The sequence below is a fragment of the Rhodospirillales bacterium genome (genome assembly GCA_018666775.1).
Taxonomy (GTDB): Bacteria; Pseudomonadota; Alphaproteobacteria; order SMXQ01; family SMXQ01; genus JABIXC01.
The window spans coordinates 37,235-61,588 of the sequence record JABIXC010000008.1; the positions used below are offsets into that span (position 1 = coordinate 37,235).

General features: G+C 52.2%; 23 protein-coding genes. 14 read left to right on the plus strand and 9 right to left on the minus strand.

Going from position 1 to position 24,354, the window contains the following annotated elements:
* Positions 1–16 precede the first annotated feature (16 nt).
* Both HOJ08_04755 and HOJ08_04760 read left to right on the plus strand, forming a co-directional pair.
* Positions 17–1,330 carry a UDP-glucose/GDP-mannose dehydrogenase family protein gene (locus tag HOJ08_04755; protein ID MBT5672745.1) on the plus strand — a complete coding sequence of 438 codons (1,314 nt, stop codon included), beginning with the start codon at positions 17–19 and terminating at the stop codon, positions 1,328–1,330.
* Positions 1,331–1,406: 76 nt separating this feature from the next.
* On the plus strand, positions 1,407–2,786 hold the full coding sequence (locus HOJ08_04760; protein MBT5672746.1) for a phosphomannomutase/phosphoglucomutase: 1,380 nt from the start codon (positions 1,407–1,409) through the stop codon (positions 2,784–2,786).
* Positions 2,787–2,817: 31 nt separating this feature from the next.
* On the opposite strand, the gene HOJ08_04765 is transcribed toward HOJ08_04760, so the two are convergent.
* Entirely contained in the window at positions 2,818–4,176 is a 1,359-nt protein-coding gene (locus HOJ08_04765) for a D-alanyl-D-alanine carboxypeptidase (protein MBT5672747.1), read from the minus strand.
* Positions 4,177–4,297: 121 nt separating this feature from the next.
* Between HOJ08_04765 and HOJ08_04770 the strand changes: the two genes are divergently transcribed.
* The 4 genes from HOJ08_04770 to HOJ08_04785 all read left to right on the plus strand — a co-directional run bounded on the left by HOJ08_04770 (position 4,298) and on the right by HOJ08_04785 (position 8,424).
* On the plus strand, positions 4,298–5,011 hold the full coding sequence (locus tag HOJ08_04770; GenBank protein ID MBT5672748.1) for a hypothetical protein: 714 nt from the start codon (positions 4,298–4,300) through the stop codon (positions 5,009–5,011).
* Between the two features lie 199 nt (positions 5,012–5,210).
* A complete protein-coding gene (gene clpS, locus HOJ08_04775; protein ID MBT5672749.1) occupies positions 5,211–5,564 on the plus strand; it encodes an ATP-dependent Clp protease adapter ClpS in 354 nt (117 codons plus the stop codon).
* Positions 5,565–5,569: 5 nt separating this feature from the next.
* Complete coding sequence (gene clpA / locus HOJ08_04780) at positions 5,570–7,912, plus strand: ATP-dependent Clp protease ATP-binding subunit ClpA (protein ID MBT5672750.1); 2,343 nt, start codon at positions 5,570–5,572, stop codon at positions 7,910–7,912.
* 68 nt (positions 7,913–7,980) lie between these two features.
* Entirely contained in the window at positions 7,981–8,424 is a 444-nt protein-coding gene (locus HOJ08_04785) for a hypothetical protein (GenBank protein ID MBT5672751.1), read from the plus strand.
* Position 8,425: 1 nt separating this feature from the next.
* Here HOJ08_04785 and HOJ08_04790 read toward each other — a convergent pair whose 3' ends face one another.
* The 3 genes from HOJ08_04790 to HOJ08_04800 all read right to left on the minus strand — a co-directional run bounded on the left by HOJ08_04790 (position 8,426) and on the right by HOJ08_04800 (position 14,036).
* Positions 8,426–9,676, minus strand: coding sequence for an N-acetyltransferase (locus tag HOJ08_04790; protein ID MBT5672752.1), 1,251 nt, complete (start codon positions 9,674–9,676; stop codon positions 8,426–8,428).
* Positions 9,677–9,683: 7 nt separating this feature from the next.
* On the minus strand, positions 9,684–10,175 hold the full coding sequence (locus HOJ08_04795; GenBank protein MBT5672753.1) for a RidA family protein: 492 nt from the start codon (positions 10,173–10,175) through the stop codon (positions 9,684–9,686).
* A gap of 141 nt (positions 10,176–10,316) precedes the next feature.
* Positions 10,317–14,036 carry a vitamin B12-dependent ribonucleotide reductase gene (locus HOJ08_04800; protein MBT5672754.1) on the minus strand — a complete coding sequence of 1,240 codons (3,720 nt, stop codon included), beginning with the start codon at positions 14,034–14,036 and terminating at the stop codon, positions 10,317–10,319.
* 464 nt (positions 14,037–14,500) lie between these two features.
* Between HOJ08_04800 and HOJ08_04805 the strand changes: the two genes are divergently transcribed.
* From HOJ08_04805 to HOJ08_04815, 3 genes are all read left to right on the plus strand, one after another.
* Positions 14,501–14,863 (plus strand): NADH:ubiquinone oxidoreductase subunit NDUFA12, encoded by a 363-nt coding sequence (locus HOJ08_04805; protein MBT5672755.1) that lies wholly within the window; start codon positions 14,501–14,503, stop codon positions 14,861–14,863.
* Positions 14,864–14,933: 70 nt separating this feature from the next.
* Positions 14,934–15,437, plus strand: coding sequence for an outer membrane lipid asymmetry maintenance protein MlaD (mlaD, locus tag HOJ08_04810; protein ID MBT5672756.1), 504 nt, complete (start codon positions 14,934–14,936; stop codon positions 15,435–15,437).
* A gap of 62 nt (positions 15,438–15,499) precedes the next feature.
* Positions 15,500–15,883 carry a DUF2155 domain-containing protein gene (locus HOJ08_04815; protein MBT5672757.1) on the plus strand — a complete coding sequence of 128 codons (384 nt, stop codon included), beginning with the start codon at positions 15,500–15,502 and terminating at the stop codon, positions 15,881–15,883.
* Here HOJ08_04815 and HOJ08_04820 read toward each other — a convergent pair.
* The 4 genes from HOJ08_04820 to aroQ are packed head-to-tail and all read right to left on the minus strand — an operon-like array spanning position 15,811 to position 18,850.
* Entirely contained in the window at positions 15,811–16,512 is a 702-nt protein-coding gene (locus HOJ08_04820) for a leucyl/phenylalanyl-tRNA--protein transferase (protein MBT5672758.1), read from the minus strand. The two genes, HOJ08_04815 and HOJ08_04820, sit on opposite strands and share 73 nt — an antisense overlap.
* Positions 16,513–16,566: 54 nt before the next feature.
* Positions 16,567–17,907, minus strand: coding sequence for an acetyl-CoA carboxylase biotin carboxylase subunit (gene accC, locus HOJ08_04825; protein ID MBT5672759.1), 1,341 nt, complete (start codon positions 17,905–17,907; stop codon positions 16,567–16,569).
* 21 nt (positions 17,908–17,928) lie between these two features.
* The gene (accB, locus tag HOJ08_04830) at positions 17,929–18,390 is read right to left on the minus strand and encodes an acetyl-CoA carboxylase biotin carboxyl carrier protein (protein ID MBT5672760.1); all 462 of its coding nucleotides are present in this window, start codon (positions 18,388–18,390) and stop codon (positions 17,929–17,931) included.
* Between the two features lie 19 nt (positions 18,391–18,409).
* Entirely contained in the window at positions 18,410–18,850 is a 441-nt protein-coding gene (gene aroQ, locus HOJ08_04835) for a type II 3-dehydroquinate dehydratase (GenBank protein ID MBT5672761.1), read from the minus strand.
* Positions 18,851–19,094: 244 nt separating this feature from the next.
* Between aroQ and HOJ08_04840 the strand changes: the two genes are divergently transcribed.
* The 5 genes from HOJ08_04840 (at position 19,095) to maiA (ending at position 23,046) form a co-directional block, all read left to right on the plus strand.
* The gene (locus tag HOJ08_04840) at positions 19,095–19,601 is read left to right on the plus strand and encodes a PAS domain-containing protein (protein ID MBT5672762.1); all 507 of its coding nucleotides are present in this window, start codon (positions 19,095–19,097) and stop codon (positions 19,599–19,601) included.
* Positions 19,602–19,612: 11 nt separating this feature from the next.
* Positions 19,613–20,020: a hypothetical protein gene (locus tag HOJ08_04845; GenBank protein MBT5672763.1), complete on the plus strand. Its 408-nt coding sequence runs from the start codon at positions 19,613–19,615 to the stop codon at positions 20,018–20,020.
* A 150-nt stretch (positions 20,021–20,170) separates the two neighbouring features.
* A complete protein-coding gene (gene thiS / locus HOJ08_04850) occupies positions 20,171–21,166 on the plus strand; it encodes a sulfur carrier protein ThiS (protein MBT5672764.1) in 996 nt (331 codons plus the stop codon).
* 60 nt (positions 21,167–21,226) lie between these two features.
* A complete protein-coding gene (locus HOJ08_04855) occupies positions 21,227–22,360 on the plus strand; it encodes a type III PLP-dependent enzyme (GenBank protein ID MBT5672765.1) in 1,134 nt (377 codons plus the stop codon).
* 41 nt (positions 22,361–22,401) lie between these two features.
* Positions 22,402–23,046 (plus strand): maleylacetoacetate isomerase, encoded by a 645-nt coding sequence (gene maiA, locus HOJ08_04860; GenBank protein MBT5672766.1) that lies wholly within the window; start codon positions 22,402–22,404, stop codon positions 23,044–23,046.
* Between the two features lie 2 nt (positions 23,047–23,048).
* On the opposite strand, the gene HOJ08_04865 is transcribed toward maiA, so the two are convergent.
* Positions 23,049–24,350, minus strand: coding sequence for a M48 family metalloprotease (locus HOJ08_04865; protein ID MBT5672767.1), 1,302 nt, complete (start codon positions 24,348–24,350; stop codon positions 23,049–23,051).
* Positions 24,351–24,354 lie beyond the last annotated feature (4 nt).

The following is a 24,354-nucleotide window of genomic DNA, read 5'->3' on the forward strand; positions in this document are numbered from 1 at the left end:
CAATCGAGGATAGATCATGAATGTTGTTATGATTGGAAGCGGGTATGTTGGGCTGGTGTCCGGGGCCTGTTTTGCAGAATTCGGATTTGATGTTGTCTGTGTCGATAAAGATACAGACAAGATCAATGCCTTAAATGCGGGAAAGATTCCTATTTTTGAACCCGGTCTTGAAGACATGGTTGCCAGTAACCGGGAGGCGGGCAGGCTTGGCTTTGCGACCGATCTTGGTTCCGCCGTGGCCAGTGCGGACATCGTCTTTATTGCCGTTGGCACCCCGTCGCGTCGCGGCGATGGCCATGCCGATCTAAGCTACGTTTATGCCGCTGCGAAAGAAATTGCTGCCGCCCTTTCTGGCTATACGGTGGTGGTGACCAAATCTACCGTGCCCGTGGGCACGGGTAGGGAAGTGGAACGGATCATTCAAGAAACCCGGCCGGATGCTGACGTTGATGTTGCCTCCAATCCGGAATTTCTGCGCGAAGGGGCTGCCATCAATGATTTTATGCGCCCTGACCGGGTGGTGATTGGCACCACATCAGAAAAAGCCCGAAAAGTTATGGGCCGCCTGTATCGGCCTTTAAATCTTTTGGAAACGCCGATCCAGTTTACATCCCGTGAAACAGCGGAATTGACCAAATACGCAACCAACGCATTTTTGGCGACCAAGATTACGTTTATCAACCAAATTGCGGATTTGTGCGAAAAATTAGGTGCCGATATTGGGGATGTGGCCCGGGGTTTGGGCCTTGATGGGCGCATTGGGAATAAATTTCTGCATCCGGGGCCGGGCTATGGCGGTTCGTGTTTCCCCAAAGACACCCTGGCCCTTGTCCGTACCGCACAAGAAGCAGGTGCGCCGGTCAGCATTGTTGAGAACGTGGTGGCATCAAACAACCAACGCAAGCTGGATATGGCCCAAAAGGTTATCAATGCCCTTGATGGGGAACCCAAAGGCAAGACCGTCGCTGTTTTGGGGCTGACGTTCAAACCCAATACCGATGACATGCGCGAAAGCCCCGCCCTTGATATTGTGCCGGCTTTGATGAAGGCGGGCATTACCGTGCGCGCCTATGATCCCGAAGGGATGGCTGAGGCAGCCAAAATGATTGATGGTCTTGAAACCTGTGAGTCTGTTGAAGCAGCAATGACTGATGCGGATGCCCTGGTGATCATTACCGAATGGAATGAATTTCGGGCCCTTGACCCTATTGTCATCAAGGAACGCCTTCGCCAGCCCGTCGTGGTTGATCTGCGCAATATATTCAGCCCAGCAGACATGGCGTCTGCGGGCATTCGATATTTTAGTATCGGTCGCCCAGAGGCGACGTAATTGGTATTTATCGCCCAGAGGCGACGTAATTGGTATTTATCGCCCAGAGGCGACGGAATAAAAAAAAGGATAAGACGTGAGCGGATATAAATTTAATCCCACCATTCTTAGAGAATATGACATTCGTGGCACCATTGGCGTGTCGTTGGGCGAAGCCGATGGCGAAGCCCTTGGGCGTGTGCTGGCGACGTGGCTTGCTGCCCGTGGCGGCAAAACTGTTCATGTGGGTTATGACGGTAGAGACAGTTCCCCAATTTTGGAAACCGCTCTGGTAAAGGGGCTGGTCATGGGTGGCATGGAGGTAACGCGCATTGGTTTGGGGGCGACCCCGATGTTGTATTTTTCTACCGTGACGTCAGGTGCAGATGCCGGTGTCATGGTGACCGGTTCGCACAATCCACCGGAATATAATGGTTTCAAAATCATGGCCTTCGGCAAGGCGTTCTATGGCGATGACATTAAGCTGCTGGGCGACATGGCCGAAAGCGGTGATTTTGTGGAGGGCGAGGGCTCAGACCGTGAAGCATCTGTGCTTGAACCGTATGTTGCGCGTCTTGCGGTTGATTACGATGGCAAGAACGACCTTGCTGTGGCATGGGATAGCGGAAATGGTTCCGCAGGCCCCGCCATGGAACGATTGGCGAAGATCCTTCCGGGCCGTCATGTTCTTTTGAATGAAAAGGTGGATGCGACATTTCCGAACCATCACCCTGATCCTACCATTCCTGAAAATCTGGTGCAGCTTCAGGAATTGGTTGCGCGGGAAAAACTGGATTTTGGCATTGCCTTTGATGGCGATGGGGATCGCATTGGGGCAGTGGACGGCAAGGGACGCATTTTGTGGGGTGATCAGATGATCGCGCTTTTGGCGCGCGATGTTTTGAAAGAACACCCCGGTGCCACAATCATTGCCGATGTAAAGGCAAGCCAGGTTCTGTTTGATGAAGTGGCGCGCATGGGTGGGGAACCTTTGATGTGGAAATCAGGACATTCCCTGATTAAGTCAAAGATGTCTGAAACCAATTCGCCCCTTGCTGGCGAAATGAGCGGTCATATCTTTTTCGCCGATCATTATTATGGGTATGACGATGGCCTCTATGCCGCTGTCCGGCTGTTGTCGGTGGTGGCCAATTCTGGCAAAAGTCTGGAAGCCTTGCGCGATGAATTGCCAGAAATGATCAACACGCCGGAACTGCGGTTCCCGTGCGGTGAAATCCGTAAATTTGAAGTGCTCGAAGAAGTCACCCAACGGCTGAATGATGTCGGGGCTAATGTAAATGACTGCGATGGTGTGCGGGTTCTGACCGATGATGGTTGGTGGCTTTTGCGGGTATCAAACACCCAGGACGTTCTGGTGGCACGGTGTGAATCCACCACCCAGGAAGGTCTGGATAGACTGAAATTGGCATTGGTCGCAGAATTGGAAGCAAGTGAGGTTGAGGCGCCTGATTTTTAGCCTCTGAATTTTAGCCCCGGAAGTGACGGTGCTATTTTTTCTTTGCCTTGGCCATGCTGGCAATTTTCCCCTGCGGGGTAATCGGCACGCAACTCATATTTTTCGTCTTTAGAAGTTCGCATATTTTGTGGGCACGATCCCGGTCAAGGCCGATCAATCGCGCGCGATAAACAACGCCTGATTTTTCACGGGTGGGACGGATGTTCATCAACGTGCCATGCAACATTCTGGGCAATCTGCGCAGCGCCCTGCTGGCCGCAAGATGGGCCGGGGCAAAGCGTGAAAAAGCGCCCACCTGTATGGCCCATGGGCCGTTATCCAATGCATCCCGCGTGGTGGGCGATGCCTTTTTGGGGGCTGGCGCTGAACCCTGATCTATGACGATCGGTGTTTCCGATGGGCGTCTGGGTGGGGTCAGGCGGGAAAGACGGATATAGCCTCTGGCGCCACGGGCGCGATGGACCCTGATTTTGGCGTAGATGCGTCGTTTTTTGCGGGTGACGTGGATGTTGCGGTCGTAGTCATAGGCGGTATAGCGCCCACCCGTGGCCTTTTCAAAACCGCGTTCCAAAAGCCCCATCATGTGCAAATCCCGTGCGCGCGGGGATCGGGTTCCCATAGTCACCCCGATCAAGTGGATGTTTGATCGGGCAGCAGAAACAGCCAAATTAAAACCGGATGCGCGAATGTAACCTGTTTTCCCACCATTGGTTCCCGCATAGCGGTCCAGCAATCGATTGTGGTTTGCATGGCGTCGGCCCTGAAAGGTGAAATACCGCGCTTTGAAGAAGGTATAATATTGCGGAAAATCGCGCTTGAGGGCGCGCAACAGCGTGGCCATATCACGTGCCGTTGTTAATTGGCGGCGATTGGGCAGGCCTGAGGCATTGCGGAAGCTGGTATTTTTCATGCCGAGCGCTTTTGCTTTGGCGCTCATCATATAGCCAAACTTGCGTTCCGTTCCGCCCAGTTCTTCACCCATGGCCGATGCAATGTCATTGGCTGATTTAACAATCAAAGCCATGACGGCATTGCGCACTGTGATTTTTTTCTTGGCTTTTAGGCCCAGCTTTGATGCGGGCTGGCGGGCGGCGCGCCGCGACATGGTGATGGTCCCATCAAGGCTCAACCGCTTGGTTTTTAGGGCCTCAAAGGTCAGATAAAGGGTCATCATTTTGGTCAGGGATGCGGGGTAATGGCGCCCATCGGGGTTGACGGCATGTAACACACGTCCGGTTTTTTCATCAATGACGATGGATGCATATTTGGCCTGTGCCGGATTGACGGCAGCCGTAATCCCACCCAGAAGAGAGAAAACACCGATGGCCAACGCAAAGGCGCGGACCGACACACAGGCTTGGCCTGACAGATGAATTAGAGAGAATTGCACAGGCGCCAAATGACCCTCAAGAAGGCGGTTCCAATTGGGTCTGCATGCTAGGGAATACTACATTTCCTGTCTACCTTCGATTTTCATACTCCATTTAGGGGTTCTTTGGTAAAAATGATCTATGAATTTAAAAGGCTTCCATGGGCACAACTTTTTTCAGCCCAGCTTGCGATGTGTGCGGATCACCTTGGCGGTCTCCGTGCTTGGGGTGTTGGCTGCATGCAGTTACCAGCCGGGCGATAAAGACAATCCGATAACGCGCGCCTTTTCCTGGTTCAGCTATCTCAATGGGGATGATCTCAGGGCGTATTGCAGGGGCGGTGGGCCAGACCGGTATCGCATCGTCTATAACGCGACATGGCATGAACAGGTGCGTACCTATGACATAACCGCTGATTTTTCTGGTGCTGATTTGGTGGTTCAGGTGCGCGGCACACCTGATTTCACAAAAGCCATTCCGCTGGATGATCTTTTGAAACCGTGGCGCGGGGTGACCCTTCGGGATCGGATTACCACCAAGGACCTGAATGGGGTTCGGTCAAGATTGGCAATGAGTGATTTCTACATCCCGCCCGCCAATGGCACGCGGGTCCGATCTGATCATTTCTTTTGGGTGGTCATGGCATGTGAAAAGGGAAAATTCAGGTTCAATGCCTGGGAACACCCATCCAAGGCTTTCGCAAAGGTGACGCTTATTCCTGCCTTAAAGCCCATTGATCGGACCGGGATTGCTTTTAATGCGCCCCACGGCCTGAAAGAACGCCATGAAAATGACAAAGATCAGGAGGATCATTACGAATTGGTGGTCAGGGACGGTAAATTCGGTGTTTTTTAAGGAAATTAGCGTCGAATCAACGGGCATTTTGAGGTGGATTGGCCTAACATATTGTGGTCGACTTCGTTACAGTCACAACATATAGATTTTAGTGCATAGGAAGAGAATGCAGCAAACCGTAGACATGAACACATTTGAGAATATCTGGTTTAGCCGGGGGGAAAATCGGCCTGTTTCTTATGCCGTAGAAAAATTTGTGATGCCTATAATTTCTGCAGGCGATGATGATGGTCCCGGCAGAAATGGTGGCGGAAACGGTGGCGATACCGGGGTCATTGTTGAAACCGCGCCCAAGACCAAAAAACCCTCCATGTACAAAGTTCTTTTGCTGAATGACGATTATACGCCCATGGAATTCGTCATTTATATTCTGGAGCGGTTTTTCAACAAAGCCACTGAAGAAGCCACTAAAATCATGCTTCATGTCCACCAGCGAGGGGTGGGCATTTGTGGTGTGTTCCCCTATGAAATTGCCGAAAGCAAGGTCACGCAAGTAATTGACTTTGCACGCAAGCACGAACACCCCCTACAATGTACCCTTGAAAAGGAGTAGGCCTCATGTTGTCGCGTAATCTGGAACAGACTTTGCAACGCGCCCTTTCGCTCGCCAATGAACGAAAGCATGAATTTGCCACTCTGGAACATCTTCTTTTAGGGTTGGTTGATGACAAGGACGCGCTGGCGGTTATGCGGGCTTGTGGCATTGATATTGATCGCCTTCGCGATGATCTGGGCGGCTATCTGGATGAGGAACTGGAAAGTCTGGTTTTGGAACACCCCGAAGAAGCCAAACCGACGGCAGGTTTTCAGCGTGTTTTGCAGCGCGCCGCCATTCATGTTCAATCATCGGGCCGCGAAGAAGTAACCGGCGCCAATGTTTTGGTGGCCTTGTTCTCCGAACGCGAATCCCATGCCGTGTATTTCCTTCAGGAACAGGAAATGACGCGTCTGGATGCGGTCAACTATATTTCCCATGGCATTGCCAAGGTTGGGCGTTCAGAAGAGCGCAATGTTCGGGGCGAATCTGAAGAACGGCGTTCATCATCTTCTTCTTCTTCTTCTTCAAAAGAAGAAAAAAAGGACAGCGCGCTGGATGCCTTCTGTGTTGATCTGAATAAAAAGGCAGTCGATGGTAAAATTGACCCCCTGATTGGCCGTGGCGAGGAAGTGGATCGCACCATCCAGATTTTATGTCGACGCACCAAAAACAACCCCCTTTATGTCGGTGACCCCGGCGTTGGCAAGACAGCCATTGCCGAAGGCCTGGCCCGTCGCATCGTGAACAAAGAAGTGCCCGATGTTTTGTCTAATGCCACCATTTTTTCATTGGATATGGGGTCTTTGCTGGCGGGAACGCGGTATCGGGGTGATTTTGAAGAACGCATCAAGGAAGTGCTGTCCGAAATTGAAAAGCATGAGAGTGCGATACTGTTCATTGATGAAATTCACACCGTCATTGGTGCCGGTGCCACATCGGGCGGGTCTATGGATGCATCCAACCTGTTGAAGCCGGCCCTGCAATCGGGCTCGCTGCGCTGTATTGGTTCCACCACCTATAAGGAATACCGGAATTATTTTGAAAAAGACCGGGCCCTGGTTAGGCGTTTCCAAAAAATCGACATCAATGAACCGTCAATCCCCGATGCCATTAAAATTCTGAAAGGGTTGAAGCCGTATTACGAAAAACATCATCGGGTGCGCTACACCAATGATGCCATCCGGGCGGCAGTGGAATTGGCGGCACGCCATATTCATGATCGTAAGCTGCCGGACAAAGCCATCGATATTATTGATGAAGTGGGGGCGGCACAGATGCTGTTGCCAGAATCGCGCCGGCGCAAGGTTATATCGGTAAAAGACGTTGAAGGCATTGTTGCAAAAATTGCACGCATCCCGCCCAAGACCGTTACCAATTCAGACAAGGAAAGCCTCAAGACCCTTGATAGTGATCTGAAGTCTGTCGTCTTTGGACAAAATGAGGCGATCGATGCCCTTTCAAGCTCTATTAAGCTTGCCCGCGCCGGGCTTAGGGAACCTGAAAAGCCTGTTGGCAATTATTTGTTCTCTGGCCCAACCGGTGTTGGCAAGACAGAGGTTGCCCGTCAGTTGTCTCGGATTATGGGGGTAGAGCTGATCCGGTTTGATATGTCGGAATATATGGAACGCCATACCATATCGCGTTTGTTGGGAGCACCTCCGGGTTATGTGGGCTTTGATCAAGGCGGCCTGTTGACCGATGCCATTGACCAGCACCCCCATGCGGTACTGTTGCTGGATGAAATTGAAAAGGCCCATCCGGATCTGTTCAATGTTTTGTTGCAGGTCATGGACCACGGAAAATTGACAGACCATAACGGCAAGACCGTCGATTTTCGTAACGTGGTCTTGATCATGACCACCAATGCCGGTGCTGCTGAAATGGCCAAGCCAGCGATCGGGTTCGAACGTTTATCGCGTGTCGGTGATGATGAAGAAGCGATCAAACGCATGTTCACCCCGGAATTCCGCAACCGGCTGGATGCGGTTATTTCCTTCGCAGGCCTTGGCCCGGAAATTATTGCCAAGGTGGTGGACAAGTTTGTGATCCAGCTGGAAGAACAACTGGCAGATCGCAATGTGCAGATCGAAATGTCGGCGGATGCCCGTAAATGGCTTTCTGAAAAGGGCTATGATGAGGCCTTTGGCGCGCGGCCATTGGCCCGGGTGATTCAGGAAAACATAAAGCGGCCATTGGCTGATGAATTGTTGTTTGGAAAGCTTGCCAAGGGTGGCGTCGTCAAGGTCACGATCAAGGGCGGCAAGCCTGATTTTAAAATTTCCCCATTGCCACCAAAGGGTAAGCCTAAAAAACCAAAACAAATCACCAAGCGCGATCCCAAGGTGCCAGCGCTGGTTGAATAGGGTATCATTGATAAAAATCAGGGCTGACCCATAGGGTTGGCCCTGATTTATTTTTAACGGGAGTTTTCATGGCATTGCCCAAAGGCAAAAAAAAGAGTGTGCCCATTACGCTCGCGGTTTTAGCCGTGGGTGGCGGATATTATATGTTCTCTGAACCCGCACATCAGGATGTGAAAACCCCTGCCGCCATTTCCAGCCCCATAGAATCACCCGCCGATTTTCGCCGTGGAAAATTGCGTACGGCCATAAAAACCATCGTGCTGGATGGGTCTGTTCTGAGCATTAAACGGGGCATTTCTGATTACGAAGCACGGATCAGCGTTGGAAAAGACTGGCACGACCTTGCCTATGACATCCGCCTTGGCATGGGGCGTCAAATCTGGAAAAAATGGTCGCAATCGTTCCCACCCCATGCCCGCGACCGGGCCCGCATTGTTATCGTCAATGAAAAGGGCCGCAAAGTCGGCGGTTCCCGCATGCTCGGCGCCTTCGACATCTGGGTCCGGAAATAATCTAAAACCCTTCTTCGTCTTCAATGCTTCTGGGGGCGGCGCCGTCTCGGTTGTTATTATCGTCTTTTTTGAAGGGTGCGCGGGTGGCAAGGGCTTGGCGTTCGGAATCGACTTCGCGACGTTCCTGGGTCAGAAATTGTTCGACGGCGTTGCTGAAACCGGAATCTGCAATCCAGTGGGCAGAGTAGGTGGCTTCGGGCATATAGCCCCGGGTGATTTTGTGGTGGCCCCCGGCTCCGGCCTCAACCCGGCTTAGGCCACGTTCGATGGCAAAATCCATGGCTTGGTAATAACAGCATTCAAAATGCAGGAACGGATGGTCTTCAAGGCAGCCCCAGTTGCGCCCGAACAGGGCATCATCGGAAAATAGATTAAGCGCACCGGCAATGGCCAGGTCTTCGCGAAAGGCCATGACCAGCAAGACACGGTCCGCCAGTCTGGCGCCTAGTTCGTGGAAAAATTCATGGCTGAGATACGGATGCCCCCATTTGCGTGCTGCGGTGTCCATATAAAAGCTGTGAAACGCATCCCAGTGTTCGGGCAAAATATCGCTGCCGGTCAGGCGTTTGATCACCACGCCATCTTTCGTGGCCTGGGCGCGTTCTTTGCGGATGTTTTTGCGTTTGCGCGAAGAGAGCGCGCTTAAAAAATCATCGAAATCATGAAAGGGTTGATCATCAGAGCCTTTGTTTTGCCAATGAAATTGCCGGCCTTCGCGTAGCAGGTATCCTTGTTCGCCTGCAATTTCCCATTCGTGCTTGGTTGGAAAAATAATATGGAGCGATGAAACCTGCAGTTTTTTGGCAACCTCTTTCAAGGCACCCATTGTGGTTTTAATATTTTTGCCATCACTACCGGGGGCGCTATCAGGGGCGCACAGAAGCCTCGGTCCTGTGACCGGGGAAAAAGGCGCTGCTACAAGAAGTTTTGGATAATAATCGCCTCCTGCGCGTTGATAGGCATCGGCCCATGCCCAATCAAACACGTATTCACCATATGAATGGCTTTTTTGGAACATCGGCGCGGCGGCAATCATCGCCCCTGTTTGGTCGCGGATTACCAAATGGCGGGGAATCCAGCCCGCTTCGGTGCCGGTGCACCCAGATGCTTCCATGGCTTTTAGAAAGGCGTGGGTCACGAAAGGATTATTGGTGGGGTCCACGGCGCGTGCCAGCGCATCCCAGTCTTTGGGCGCAACATCGTCCATAGAGGACAACAGCGAAAAATCTATGGCATCGGACCCATCAGGCATGGCGGCCTCAGTTAATTTCGAACAAGCCTTCAACCTCAACGGCCGCGCCTAAGGGCAGGGTGTTGACCCCGACGGCGGCCCGGGCATGACGGCCCGCATCGCCAAAGATATCGACCATCAGGTCAGATGCCCCGTTGATGACCTTTGGCTGATCGGTGAAATTATTATCGCTGGCAACAAAACCGCCCAGGCGCACCACACGCACCACGCGGTCCAGATCACCATCGCAGGCGGGTTTAAGCTGCGAAATCAGGTTAAGGGCACAGACCCGGGCGGCATCGATGGCTTGCTCAAGGGAAACGCCATCATCCCCCCCTGCACCAACCTGGCCCACACAGGTGAGTTTCCCATCCACCATGGGCAATTGACCCGAAATAAAAACCAGATTTCCAGATTGCACAAACGGCACGTAATTGGCGGCACTGGTGGGCGCGTTGGGCAGGGTGATCCCCAATGCCTGAAGCCGTGCATCGATATCTTTAGAGTGTTTTTGGTTCATGGTCTTAATGGTGCCTTGTTTTGCATCTATCAGACAACAGGTTTGATTGTAGCTTTGATGGTTTTAGACAAGAAAGAAGGGGGTGCCCGAAGACACCCCCAAGTTTCAGGGAGAACCTACATCACTAGGTACTAACTTACGCTAGCTACAGCCACTGGTACTGCCACAGGTGTTGCATTTGAGACAGGTCCCGTTTCGTACCAGGGTGAAGTTGCCACATTCACCACAGGCATCGCCCTCATAGCCTTGCAGACGCGCTTCACGCACCAGGTCCAGCTTTGAATTGCTATGCGCCGTGATGGCGGCACTGACGGTGACGGAATTGGCAGAGCCGTCACCGGTCAGGGATGAAGGGGCAGAAACCGCATCGGCAATGGATGCCATGGCTTCCTCAACTGTGCTTTCTACGCCAACCACCGTGTCTTCGACAATTTCACGGGCAGTGGCAGCACCCCCTTGTAAGACATAGAGGTTCGAGCGCACATACCCGGTGCTGGCGAGCCTCTTTGCGGCTTCCAATTGGACGTCTTCAACGGCATTAGGAAGATTGCCCTCTTTATTCCCCCGTCCTACCGCATCAGGCAGGATATCGGCGGGTTCCACGTGGGCAAGATCAGATCGTCCAAGATAGGAAACAGCGAGTTCACGGAAAATATAGTCAAGAATGGATGTCGACATTTTGATGGCGTCGTTGCCCTCAACAATGCCGGATGGATCGAAGCGGGTGAAGGTAAAGGCTTCGACAAATTCTTCCAGCGGCACCCCGTATTGCAGGCCGATGGAAACAGCGATGGCAAAATTGTTCATCAACGACCGGAAGGCAGCGCCTTCTTTGTGCATGTCGATGAAGATTTCGCCAATGGTGCCATTTTCATATTCACCGGTGCGCAAATACACCTTGTGGCCGCCAACGATGGCTTTCTGGGTATAGCCCTTTCGCCGTGGCGGCAGGGTGGACCGTTCAGAGATCATGCGTTGAACGATCCGCTCAGCGATGACCTTTGCCTTTTCGGCTTGGGGTGACTCGACAATTTCGGCGATGGCTTCTTCGGTGTCTTCAACATCATCGTCAAGAATTTGCGAATTCAACGGTTGGCTCAATTTGGAACCATCCCGATACAGCGCATTGGCTTTCAATCCCAACTGCCAGGAAATTTGATAGGCATCCTTGCATTCTTCAACGGTGGCGCTGTTGGGCATATTGATGGTTTTCGAAATGGCCCCGGAAATAAAGGGCTGGGCTGCGGCCAACATGTTGATGTGGCTTTTCCAGCTCAGCGCGCGTTTACCGTTTTTGCCGCAAGGGTTGGCACAATCAAAGATGTGCATGTGTTCTTCTTTGAGATGCGGCGCCCCTTCAAGGGTCATGGCACCGGCGCAAAAGGTGTTGGCGGCTTCGATATCATCCTGGGTGAACCCGATGGCGGCCAACAGATCAAACGTTGGGTCATTCAGGTCTGCATCGGTCAGGCCCAGCGTCTTCATGCAGAAATCATCACCAAGGGAATACCGGTTAAAGGCAAATTTGATGTCAAAGGCTGATACCACGGCTTCATCGACCTTTGCCAAAACGGCATCATCGAACCCTTTTTTCCGCAAACGATCATGGTTGACCCCGGGCGCACCCATGAGTGTTCCGTGACCAACGGCGTAATTGGCAATGGCCTCAATTTCTTCGGCGCTATAGCCAAGGGTCCGAAGGCCAATCGGCACGGTGCGGTTGATGATTTTAAAATAACCCCCGCCGGCAAGTTTTTTGAATTTGACCAGCGCAAAATCAGGCTCAATCCCGGTGGTGTCACAATCCATGACCAGACCGATGGTGCCTGTTGGCGCGATAACCGATGCCTGGGCATTGCGATAACCGTGTTTTTCACCCAGTTCCAATGCCCGGTCCCATGCCCGCCCGGCGGCAACCGCCAGATTGATGTCGGGGCAGTTTCCAATGTCCAGCGGCACTGGCTTAATGGTCAGGCCTTCATAGCCTTTGTCTTCACCATAAGCAGCCCGACGATGGTTGCGGATGACCTGCAGCATGGCATCGCGATTGTCTTCAAAGCCCGGGAACGTACCCAGTTCTTCGGCCATTTCTGCGGATGTGGCATAAGAGGTGCCGGTCAGGATCGCCGTTAATGCACCCGCCAAGGCGCGCCCATCATCAGAATCATAGCCCATGCCGCCGGCCATCAAGAGGCCACCGATATTGGCATAGCCAAGACCAAGGGTGCGGAATTCGTATGACAGCTGAGCAATTTCGCGGGATGGGAATTGGGCCATCAGCACGGAAATTTCCAGAACAACGGTCCATAAACGAATGGTGTGTTCATAGCCCGGAATGTCAAAGCTGCCATCTTCGGGGTTGCGGAAATTCAAAAGGTTGATGGAAGCAAGATTGCAGGCGGTATCGTCCAGAAACATATATTCAGAACAGGGGTTAGATGCATTGATACGGCCAGAATTGGGGCAGGTGTGCCATTCATTGATGGTGGTGTCGAACTGAATCCCGGGATCAGCGGATGCCCAGGCGGCAAACCCGATCTGGTCCCAAAGTTCGCGTGCGCGGATGCGTTTATGCACGCCGCCATCGGTGCGACGGATCAGTTCCCATTCACCATCTTCCAGAACTTTTTGCAGGAAATCATTGGTGATGCGGACAGAATTGTTCGAATTCTGCCCCGATACCGTGAGATAGGCTTCGGAATCCCAGTCTGTGTCGTAGGTCTTGAAATCAATTTCCGTGTATCCCTGTTTGGCGAATTGAATCACCCGCTGGATATAATTTTCAGGGATGTGGGATTTACGGGCACCAATGATGGCCTTTTTCAGGGCCTTGTTGCTGCGTGGATCAAAGATATCTTCGCCAGCCACATCACCATTTTCGTCGCAACACGCAGCGATGACGGCATTGAGGTGGATATCGGCTAGTTTGGAACCGGCAACAAGGGCTGCCACTTTCTGTTCTTCCACAACCTTCCAGTTAACGTAGTTTTCGATGTCTGGGTGATCGACATCAATGGTGACCATTTTTGCCGCGCGCCGTGTGGTGCCACCAGATTTGATGGCCCCGGCTGCGCGATCACCAATTTTGAGGAAGCTCATCAGGCCCGATGATTGGCCGCCGCCTGAAAGGGGTTCTTCTGAGCCCCGGATCTGGGAGAAATTGGAACCCGTACCTGAACCATATTTGAAAAGGCGTGCTTCGCGAATCCACAGATCCATGATGCCACCTTCATTCACCAAATCATCGCTGACCGATTGAATGAAACAGGCATGGGGCTGGGGATGTTCATAGGCTGATTGCGACGCCACCATTTTGCCGGTTTCGAAATCGACATAGAAATGCCCTTGGCTTGGCCCGTCAATGCCATAGGCCCAATGCATGCCGGTGTTGAACCATTGTGGCGAATTGGGAGCGGCCATCTGGTTGGCCAGCATGTAGCACATTTCGTCATAGAAGGTTTTTGCATCTTCCTCCGCATCGAAATAGCCACCCTTCCAGCCCCAATAGACCCATGTGCCGGCCAAACGGCGGAACACTTGCTTGGCGCTGGTTTCGCCGCTGTAACGTTCATTTTCTGGCAATTCTGCCAGGGCTTCTTCATCGGGGATGGAACGCCACAACCATGAAGGAACGGTTTCTTCTTCAACCGTTTTCAGCTTTGCGGCAATGCCTGCTTTGCGGAAATATTTCTGAGCGATGATGTCGGTGGCAACCTGTGACCAGTGTTCCGGTGCATCAAAATTTTCAAGCCGAAAGACGATGGACCCATCGGGATTGCGAATCTCACTGGTGGATTCCTTGAATGAAATCCCGTGATACGCAGACTGATCTGCCTTGGTAAAATGACGCGCAATACGCATTTAAAACCCCCAAATTTATGCGAGCCCCCCGTGGTAATACGCTTCGGACCCCTGATTATCGACTGAACTGCTTGCAGTCCTTCCCCCAAGTTTGCGCCCCTTTTTTCGAATTAGGGACTACATATAGGTAACTACAAGGTTACAAACTCTAGATATGGGGGGTGGTTGGTGTCAACAACAAATTGTGTTTTAGGGGCCTCGATCCACAAGATATTGTGGTTTATCCGGGCGAGGTTGGATCAAATTTAGTGCAAGTGCTGGTTTTAAATGGTCGAGCAACCCTATGGAATGGCTGTATAAATTTTTGAAGATGAAATGCCGGCCTGAAAATTTTACGAAAAAGCCGGCTTAATAATATTTTATTCATACATGGCATTTAATAGCGGGGCTGGACGGATGGGGCGCCCAGTGGCATATTCCCGCGACGACCATTTTAACCAACTTGCCCGAAGGCTTTTTGTTTTATGACCCTTGGTATCCGCCTTTTGACCTGGTTTCGTGGCGCCTATGTTGGCGAAGACGAATACGGCAACCGCTACTATCGCGAAAAAAACCGCACCCATGCAAAGAACAACGGCCGTGAACGCCGTTGGGTCCTTTATCATGGTGATGCAGAAGGTTCGAAAGTGCCACCGGTGTGGCATATCTGGCTTCACCACACCACCGATCAGGTGCCCAATGCGTCCACCCTTGCCCGCAAGCCGTGGCAGAAACCCCATCAGGCCAACGGGACGGGGACTGCGTCGGCTTACCGGCCATCGGGGTCTTTGTTGACGCGCGGACACCGGGCACCCGCCACGGGTGATTATGAACGCTGGACCCCGTAAGGTTTCTGCATGATAAATGTAGGGCACCGCCAAAAGGCCGGTGCCAAAAGGTGTGTGAAAGGATTTTTAGATGCAGCGTAATATGATTGAAACCGCTCTCGGCGCCGTTGTTCTGGTAGTGGCAGCGGTGTTTATTGTATTCGCCTATTCAAATGCCTCTCTCAGGACCTCTGCCGGTTATGTAATCACGGCAAAGTTTGATCGCATCGGGGATCTTAAGGAAGGTGCCGATGTAAAACTTTCGGGCATCAAGGTGGGCTCGGTCACCAACCAAACCCTGGACCCAAAGACCTATCAGGCGATTGTTGCCATGACCATTGAACACAGTATTAAAATTCCTGTGGATACATCGGCAGAAGTTTCTACCGAAGGGTTGCTTGGGGGAAGCTATCTTCTTTTGACCCCGGGGGCTGAAGACAAGGTTTTTGCCGATGGCGGAGAGATCACCATTACCCAAGGTGCGGTTAACCTGATGGACCTGATTGGCAAAGCGATGTTCTCTGCCAAAGATGGCTTGGGCAAAGGTGAACCGGCGGGTGGTTCTGGCGGAGGCCTTGGCGCCCCGCTCAAATGATGGTGAGGATGCCCCGGTTTTCTGGCATGGCCATCCTGTTTTTAGGGTTCTTTTTTTATTTGATGAACACGGCCGGAGCGGCCACGAACCTTGAAGGAGCCACGAACCTTGAAGGAGACGGTGCGCTGTTGCAGGGGCTGGACAAGGTAACAGCCAGGATTTCCCCCATTCAGGCACCCCTTTCCAAGTCGGTCCATTTCGGAACCCTGGAGATCAAGGTGCACCGCTGTGTCAAACATCCGCCAGAAGAAACCCCTGAAAGTGCAGCCCTTCTAGAAATTTTTGATGTTCGTCCCGGGGAACGTCCTATTGTTTTGTTCCGGGGCTGGATGTTCGCATCATCGCCCGCATTGAACGCACTGGAACACCCCGTCTATGACGTCTGGGTCAAGGATTGCCTGAATGCCAAATCCCCGCCATCCCCGGCATCCAAGTCGCCGCAGTAAAAATTGGCATCGATTAAAAGCGCCTGCTCCAGTTTCAGGTGATAGGCTTCACGGGTGATTTCCACAGCCCCAAGGCTGGTCAGATGATCGGTCACAAACTGGGTATCCAACAGGACATACCCCCCCTTTCTGAGCCTTGCCACCAAATGACAAAGCGCCACTTTGGAAGCATCGGTTGCGGTTGAGAACATGCTTTCACCAAAAAAAGCCCCGCCAAGGCAGACGCCATAAAGACCCCCAACCAGTTCATCTTTGCCCCCATTATCGGGGGTGCCCGGTTTCCAGCATTCGACCGAATGGGCATGGCCTAGATCAAATAGCCCGGAATAGAGCCTGCGAATTTCGCCATTAATCCAGGTTTCCGTTCGCCCGGGCCCGGGGGTGGCACAGGCGGTTACAACGGCGTCAAACGCAGTATCAAGGCGGACGTCAAACCGTTTCCGGTTGACGGTGCGTTGCAGGCTTTTGGAAACCCGAAGCCCGTCCAGTGGCAAAATGCCACGCAGGTCGGGATCGACCCAGAACACGGTTGGGTCATCGGCATCTTCGGCCATGGGAAAGATGCCGGATGCATAAACACGCAGCAGGATTTCCGGGGTCAGTTCAGAGATGATGCCGTCACGGTCCATGGTTGATGGGGGCCTTTGATTGACAGCGGGGTGATTGACAGCGGGGTGGCCTGATTATTTCAGGCCAACAAATTTTTCAAGCCAGTGAATGTCATAATCCCCATTAACGAAATCAGGATTTTCACACAGCCTTTGGTGCAGCGGAATTGTTGTCTCAATGCCTTCGATGACATATTCGTGCAAAGCGCGTCGCAGCCGCATCAGGGCTTCGTTGCGGGTTTTGCCATGAACGATCAATTTGGAAATTAAACTGTCATAATGGGATGGCACCTGATAGCCCGCATAGAGACCGGAATCGACCCGGACCCCCAGCCCCCCCGGAGGATGGTAGTCGCCAATGCGCCCAGGGGACGGGGCGAAGGTGGTTGGGGATTCTGCATTGATGCGGCATTCGATGGAATGGCCTGTGAAGGCAATGTCATCCTGGGTGTAGGCCATTGGCAATCCTGCAGCGATGCGGATTTGTTCGCGCACAATGTCGATCCCGGTAATCATTTCGGTCACGGGATGCTCCACCTGAAGGCGGGTATTCATTTCAATGAAAAAGAATTCGCCATTTTCATATAGAAATTCAAAGGTTCCGGCACCCAGATAGCCAAGTTTCTTGATGGCTTTGGTGACACGTCCACCGATTTCAGCGCGGGCTTCAGTATTGAGCGCTGGAGAGGGGGCTTCTTCGAGAAGTTTTTGATGCCTGCGTTGAAGTGAACAATCACGGTCACCCAGATGAATTACATTGCCATGGGAATCAGCCATAACCTGAATTTCAACGTGGCGCGGGGCGCCTAGATATTTTTCTATATAAACTTCGTCATTGTCGAAATTGGCTTTGGCTTCGCTGCGTGCTGTGGACAATGCATGGGAAATTTCATCCGGATTGTTGGCAACTTTCATGCCCCGTCCACCGCCACCGCCTGATGCCTTGATCAGTACCGGATAGCCGATCTCTTCTGCTAATTCCCGGGCCACTTTGTCTTCTGTCACAGCTCCTTTAGACCCCGGCACGACGGGAACGCCGAGTTCGATCATCTTGTCTTTGGCTGTGATTTTGTCGCCCATCATGCGGATATGATCGGCGGTCGGACCGATGAAGATGAATCCGTGTTCTTCGACCATTTGGGCAAAATCAGCATTTTCTGACAGCAAACCGTACCCGGGATGGATGGCATCGGCGTTGGTGATGGTTGCTGCAGAGAAAATGGCAGCGGCATTCAGGTAGCTTTGTGACGGTGGCGCTTCGCCAATGCAAACGCTTTCATCAGCAAGGCGCACATGCATGGCGTCTGCATCAATGGTGGAATGGACGGCAACCGTCGCAATCCCCATTTCCTTGCACGCCCGATGGATGCGAAGGGCAATTTCCCCCCGATTGGCGATCAGTACCTTTTCAAACATGATGTTTTCCGATACCCGGCTTTATTCTAGAATCAGAAGAACTTCGCCGTATTCAACCGGGGCAGCATTGCCCACAAGAATCTGGGCGACCAATCCTGCGCGTGGCGCGCGGATCGGGTTCATGGTCTTCATGGCTTCAACCAACATCAGGGTCTGGCCTTCGCTGACGGTATCGCCAACCTTTATAAAAGCCGGGGCACCAGGTTCAGGCGCGCTGTAAGCCGTGCCAACCATGGGAGAGGTTACAGCACCAGGATGGGATGCAATGTTGGCCGCTGATGTTTCTTCTGCATTGCCGGCACTTGTCGCATCGGTGGCGCTGCTGGTGGGCGCTGCCACATGAACGGCACTGCCGCCGCTGGCACGTGATACCCGAACATGCCATTTGCCTTCGCCATATTCGAGCTCTGTCAGGCCATTTTCATCAAGGAGTTCTGAAAGTCGTTTGATCAGTTCTTCGTCAACTGGATGTTTTCTTGTCACGGTGTTTGTTCCGCCCCTATCAGTTTTTGGTCAGTTTTTGCATTGCATCAAGGGCTAGAAGATAACCCTGAGATCCGAAACCTGCAATCATGCCGTTGGCAGCTTGGGATACGAATGATTCGCTGCGAAAGGCCTCACGCTGGAAAATATTGGACAGGTGCACCTCGACCACAGGAATCTCTACGATTTTAAGCGCATCCAGAATTGCGATGGAGGTATGGGTATAGGCCCCCGCATTGATGATGATGCCGTGAAATCCGGTGCGGGATTCTTGAATCCAGTCAACCAGGTCTGCTTCGCTGTTGGATTGGCGAAAGTCGATGGTGATGCCAAGTGGCTGGGCGTGTGCCTTGGCCTTTGCCTCGATATCATCAAGGGTATCATGGCCGTAAATATCGACTTCCCGACTGCCCAGCATATTGAGGTTGGGGCCATTTAAGATCAGAATGTTACAGCTCATTGCCGCATCCCCGTTCGTGCGCTTACCGTCAATTTGTGCCATCAATTTGGCCATTATTTTGCACTATGGGGTTTATAGCACGGTGCCCGATTGTAGCAACGGTGCAAATATGCCCAAAGATCGCGGGTTTTCACCAAAATGAGAAAAAAATATATTTTCAGATAATTATTCTCTTTACCTGTATTTAACCAGTTTTTGGCTCTTATCATATGGCAAAAGCATTTAATGCATGAAGGATAACACTTTGAGTGAAACCACAGACCAGTTAGAGCGTCGCTCTGCCGAGACGAATGATCCAAGGGAACGCCGTCTTGTTTTACGGTTGCTATCGTATTGGCGAGATGTGTGTGGTGATAATGACATGCCATTGCCCGAAGATATCGATGGCAGTGCAATCCCTGATATGTGGGATTACAGCTTTATCATCAAGGTTGACGGTGACGAGGGCAATTCGTTTGAAACCGTTGGCGATTGGCATGTGGAATTCCATAGCGGGCCTGTGGTCGGTGTTTCTGTTGGTGAGGTCGGGGATAATACAATCCTTGGTCATTCGACCAGCTACTTGAATGAAGTGATCAAGCGTCAAATTCCCGTCACCTATGGCGGTGAGTTCATTGATGCGGATGGAAATGAAATTTTGTACCGGAGCATTCTTCTGCCACTGTCTTCAGACGGTGTGAATGTTGACTCGGTAATGGGCGGTGCAAATTGTCGCATTACGGCTCCAGACGTAGAGCCATTGGAAGAGTAGGGGATTGGGTAGTGGCATTATTAAGGGTCTTTGAGATCCACACATACCGATCAGGGACATGGAAGATAGATTCAGTCTTCGATGATCGTGATCTTGCATTGATGGAGGCAGAGCGGGTGGACCATTCCAGTCGTTTCCCCGCTGTTCGTGTGGTTGAGGAAACCTTTGATGACGAAAGTCAGCAAGGCGGTACCCGCACGATATATCGTTCAAACAAAGCCGATAAAATTAATAAGGCAACCCGTGCCAAGCAGGCTGCTGCTTCAAAAATACCGGCACCACCCCCCAAGGCAAAGCCTAAACCGAAGCCCAAAAAAGGCATGGCCCACCAAGCAGTTTCAGCATGTTTGCTGTTGGCGGTTATTGTTGGCGGTGGTTTGTTCGTCATCTACCTTCTGAATACGCTGACCGTCGGGTAATTAGCGTTTTCCACCCCTCATAATACATTTGTTTCCAGATTAACCCTGCTTGTCGTGGGTTCTTTGCCTTGGGCGCATCATGGTTTATGATCATGGGCAGAAGCCCCGGCATGTCGTGGGGGCCAAAAAGCACATCAGGGCAGGATACAGATGGACCATCAGATCACCGTCAATGGGGAAGAACATGCTTTCGGCGAAGGCCAGACGGTCAAGGCGTTGCTGGAAAGCCTGGGGGTTGATACCCGCAAGGTTGCCGTAGAATTGAACCGCGAAATTTTGCCTCGGTCTTGCTATGACGCAACGCCGCTTTCGGGCGGGGATAAGCTGGAGGTTGTTCACTTTATTGGTGGCGGTGCCGATGATGGTGGGACCAAAAGCGCGGATGCGCTAGAGGTTGCCGGGGTGCAATATGGTTCCCGATTGCTGGTGGGAACGGGAAAGTACAAGGATTTTGAAGAAACAGCCCAAGCCATTGAGGCCAGTGGTGCTGAAATCGTTACCGTTGCGGTCAGGCGCGTTAATGTCAGTGATCCAACCCAGCCGATGCTGGTCGATTACGTAGACCCCAAACGCTATACCTATCTTCCCAATACTGCGGGCTGTTTTACCGCCGACGACGCTGTTCGTACGCTGCGGCTTGCCCGTGAAGCCGGGGGCTGGGATCTTGTTAAACTGGAAGTTCTGGGGGATCAGAAAACCCTTTATCCAGACATGCCCGAAACCTTGAAAGCGACAGAGATACTGGTCAAGGAAGGGTTCAAGGTTATGGTCTATTGCGCCGATGACCCGATTCAGGCCAAACGATTGGAAGACATGGGCTGCGTTGCCATTATGCCGCTTGCGGCACCCATTGGTTCCGGGTTGGGCGTCCAAAACCCGGTTACCATCCGCATTATCAAGGAAAATGCCAATGTCCCCGTTTTAGTGGATGCCGGTGTCGGCACCGCATCAGATGCGGCCATTGCCATGGAACTGGGGTGTGATGGGGTGTTGATGAACACGGCCATTGCCGAGGCAAAAGACCCCATTGCCATGGCCAAGGCCATGCGGTTTGCCATAGAGGCCGGCCGGCTTGCATACCTTGCCGGGCGTATGCCCAAGAAACTTTATGCCGACCCATCTTCGCCACTTGCGGGAATGATCTAAGCTGTCTGGTTGGAAGCAGGCTGGCAACAGCGTTGCGGCCCTGTTTTTGGATGGCCATCAATGAACGATAAAATCCAGCAATTTCTCGCCTCGCAAAATCCGGAAACACCGTGTCTGGTTGTCGATGTGGATAGGGTTGTCGATCATTATGCAAGCTTGCGCCAGAACCTTCCGGGGGCTGAAATTTTCTATGCCATGAAGGCAAACCCGGCGCCTGAAATCATCCGGGCCTTGATGGATGAAGGGGCCAGTTTCGACGTTGCCAGCATTTATGAAATTAGACAGTTGATGGCCCTTGAAAAAGGGGTTCATGAACGGATTTCTTTCGGCAATACCATCAAAAAAGAAGGCGATATCGCTGAAGCCTTTGCCCATGGCATTCGTTTGTTTGCCTTTGACAGCATAGAGGAATTGCAAAAACTGTCCCGCGCTGCCCCCGGTTCAAAGGTGTATTGCCGGCTGCTTATGACCAATGCGGGGGCGCAATGGCCGACGTCGCGAAAATTTGGCTGTGATGTCGAAATGGCCCGTGACCTTTTGATCAAGGCCCAAAAATTGGGGCTTGATCCATATGGCGTCTCCTTTCATGTGGGCTCGCAACAGACCGATGTTCGCCAATGGGATATCGCCCTTGGGGAGGTTCATCAGTTGTTTGTCGAACTGGAACAAGCAGGGGTGAGACTTTCCATGCTCAATCTAGGGGGCGGGATGCCAATCCGTTACCGCGAAGATGTCGTGGACGAGGTGGAAAGTTGTGCTGCCATTCGGCATGCGCTTGAGCATCATTTTGGCGACCATAACCTGCGTATCTGGGTGGAGCCGGGGCGTTCTATTGTTGGGGATGCGGGTGTTATCGAGACAGAAGTGGTGCTGATATCAAAGAAAAGCGCCGATGATGAACGCCGCTGGGTTTATCTCGATATTGGCAAATTTGGCGGTCTGCCCGAAACCATGGGTGAATGTATCCGCTATTCAATTGAAACCGATCATGATGATGGTTTCAAGGGGCCGGTGGTGATTGCTGGGCCAACCTGTGATGAGGTGGATATTCTTTATGATCAGGCAGGGTATCTTTTGCCCCTTGATCTTAAAATCGGTGATCGGGTTCGTATTCTTGCAACGGGTGCTTATACTGCGACCTATAGTTCGGTGGGCTTCAATGGGTTTCCACCGTTGAAGGCATATTATATTTAGTTTGAACCATGTGCCCTGATGTTATGGGCAGGGAGAAAAAAATGAAGCTTTATGATTACTTTCGATCCTCGGCAAGTTTCCGGGTGCGGATTGGCTTGAATCTCAAAGGCATTGAGGTAGAGCGGGCCACCATCCATCTGACCCGCGATGGCGGTGAACAGTTTTCTGAAGCGTTTACCCAGCTTAATCATCAGCAACTGGTTCCGGTTCTGACCGATGGCGATGTGGTGTTGACCCAATCGCTGGCAATCCTTGAATACCTGGATGAAACCCAGCCTGAACCCCCTTTGTTGCCCGTTTCTCCGGCGGACCGGGCCAGGGTTCGTGGGTTGGCTCAAATCATTTCCTGTGACACCCACCCCGTGAACAATTTGCGCATCTTAAATTATTTGAAAACCAAAATGGACCAGCCCGATGATGACCGCAATGCGTGGTACCGCCATTGGGTCGATCTTGGCCTGTCGACCTTTGAAAATCAGTTGGTGGAAAATGCTGCGACTGGAAAATTCTGTCATGGTGATCTGCCGGGGCTTGCCGATATTTGTCTGGTGCCCCAAATTTTCAATGCAAAGCGGCTGAAATGCCCCTTGGACGGATTTCCGGTGCTCATGAAAATATTTGAAACCTGCATGGAACACCCCGCCTTTGATGCGGCCCAACCGTCCAATCAGCCAGACGCCGAATAGACTTAATTGGCACCCATCGTGCGAAGGGTTCGTTTGATGTCCTGGGCCCTGACCCATCCCGCCGATCCCTTGACCAATTTTTTTTCTGCACGCCAAATATGATAGCGGGCATCCTTTGGGTGGCCACGGATCAGGGCGGCTTCGGCAAGGGCAAGGGCAGCGAACCCCAATTGGCCGTTCCGGCCATAGGCGACGGCCAGTTGGCTCCAGGCAAAGGCGGAATTGGGGTTAGCCTGGGTCGTGAGCAAAAGATTGCTAATCGCTTTTTTGACCAATGCCGCGTCGTTGCTTTCTAATTGTGCCCGGGCCAGCCCAATGCGGATCAGGGGGGCATTGGGACTAATCTGGATGGCTTTGGTGTACGGGACGATGGAGTCACGTATGCGCCCGGTTTCAAAAAGCATTTGCCCCTTCATTTCATAAAAATAGGGGTTTTTGGGTTCGGCCTTGATCAGCCCATCTATCAGGGGAATCCCCTGTTTAAGGTCCGCCAGACGATAATAGGCGATGGCCCGGGCATAGCGTGCGGCAATGGCGGAATCAGTTTTTTTGTAGCGGGCGAAGGTCTGGTGCACTGGTTTGATAAAGGCGAACAATTTTGCCTGCATTCGTTTGAATTTTTTTGCGTGTTCAGGCGGCGGCGGTGTCCGGGTGTAGCGGGATTTTTTGAGATGGCTATCCACATGCCGCATACGGTTTCGGGTTATGGGATGGGTTCGGACATAGGCATCTTGCCGGGTGCTGGCCAAAAGTTCCTGATCTTCGATGGCACCAAAGAACGAACGCATTCCCAAAGCCGATTGTCCGGTGCGGTCCAGCAGTTCCAGCCCAGCCTGATCAGCCGCCGATTCCTGTGCCCTGGAATAATTGAGCAATGATCCAACCGCCAGGCCTTGGCCCCCTTGGGCAACCGCCATGCCCGCACCTGCGTTGCCACTGGCAATGGCTGTCACAACGCCTAGAACCGTTGCCAGCATAGCTGCGGTGTTACCGGTTTCTATCTGTTTGGAAAACCGGACAAGGTGGCCACCTGATATATGGCCGGTTTCATGGGCCAACACCCCAATGAGCTGGTTTGCGTCTTTAACGCGCATCAATAGACCGCTATGAATGAATAAGTTCATCCCACCAGCGACAAAAGCATTGAGGGCGGGGTCGGAAATGATAAAAAGGTCTATGTCAGAACTTCGAAGTCCTGCCGCTTCAAAGAGTGGCGTGCTAAAGTGACGGATGGTATTTTCTATCTCTGTGTCCCGAATTAAATTCGCTGCTGCCACATGTCGCCATGTGGGCAGCAGAAACATAAAG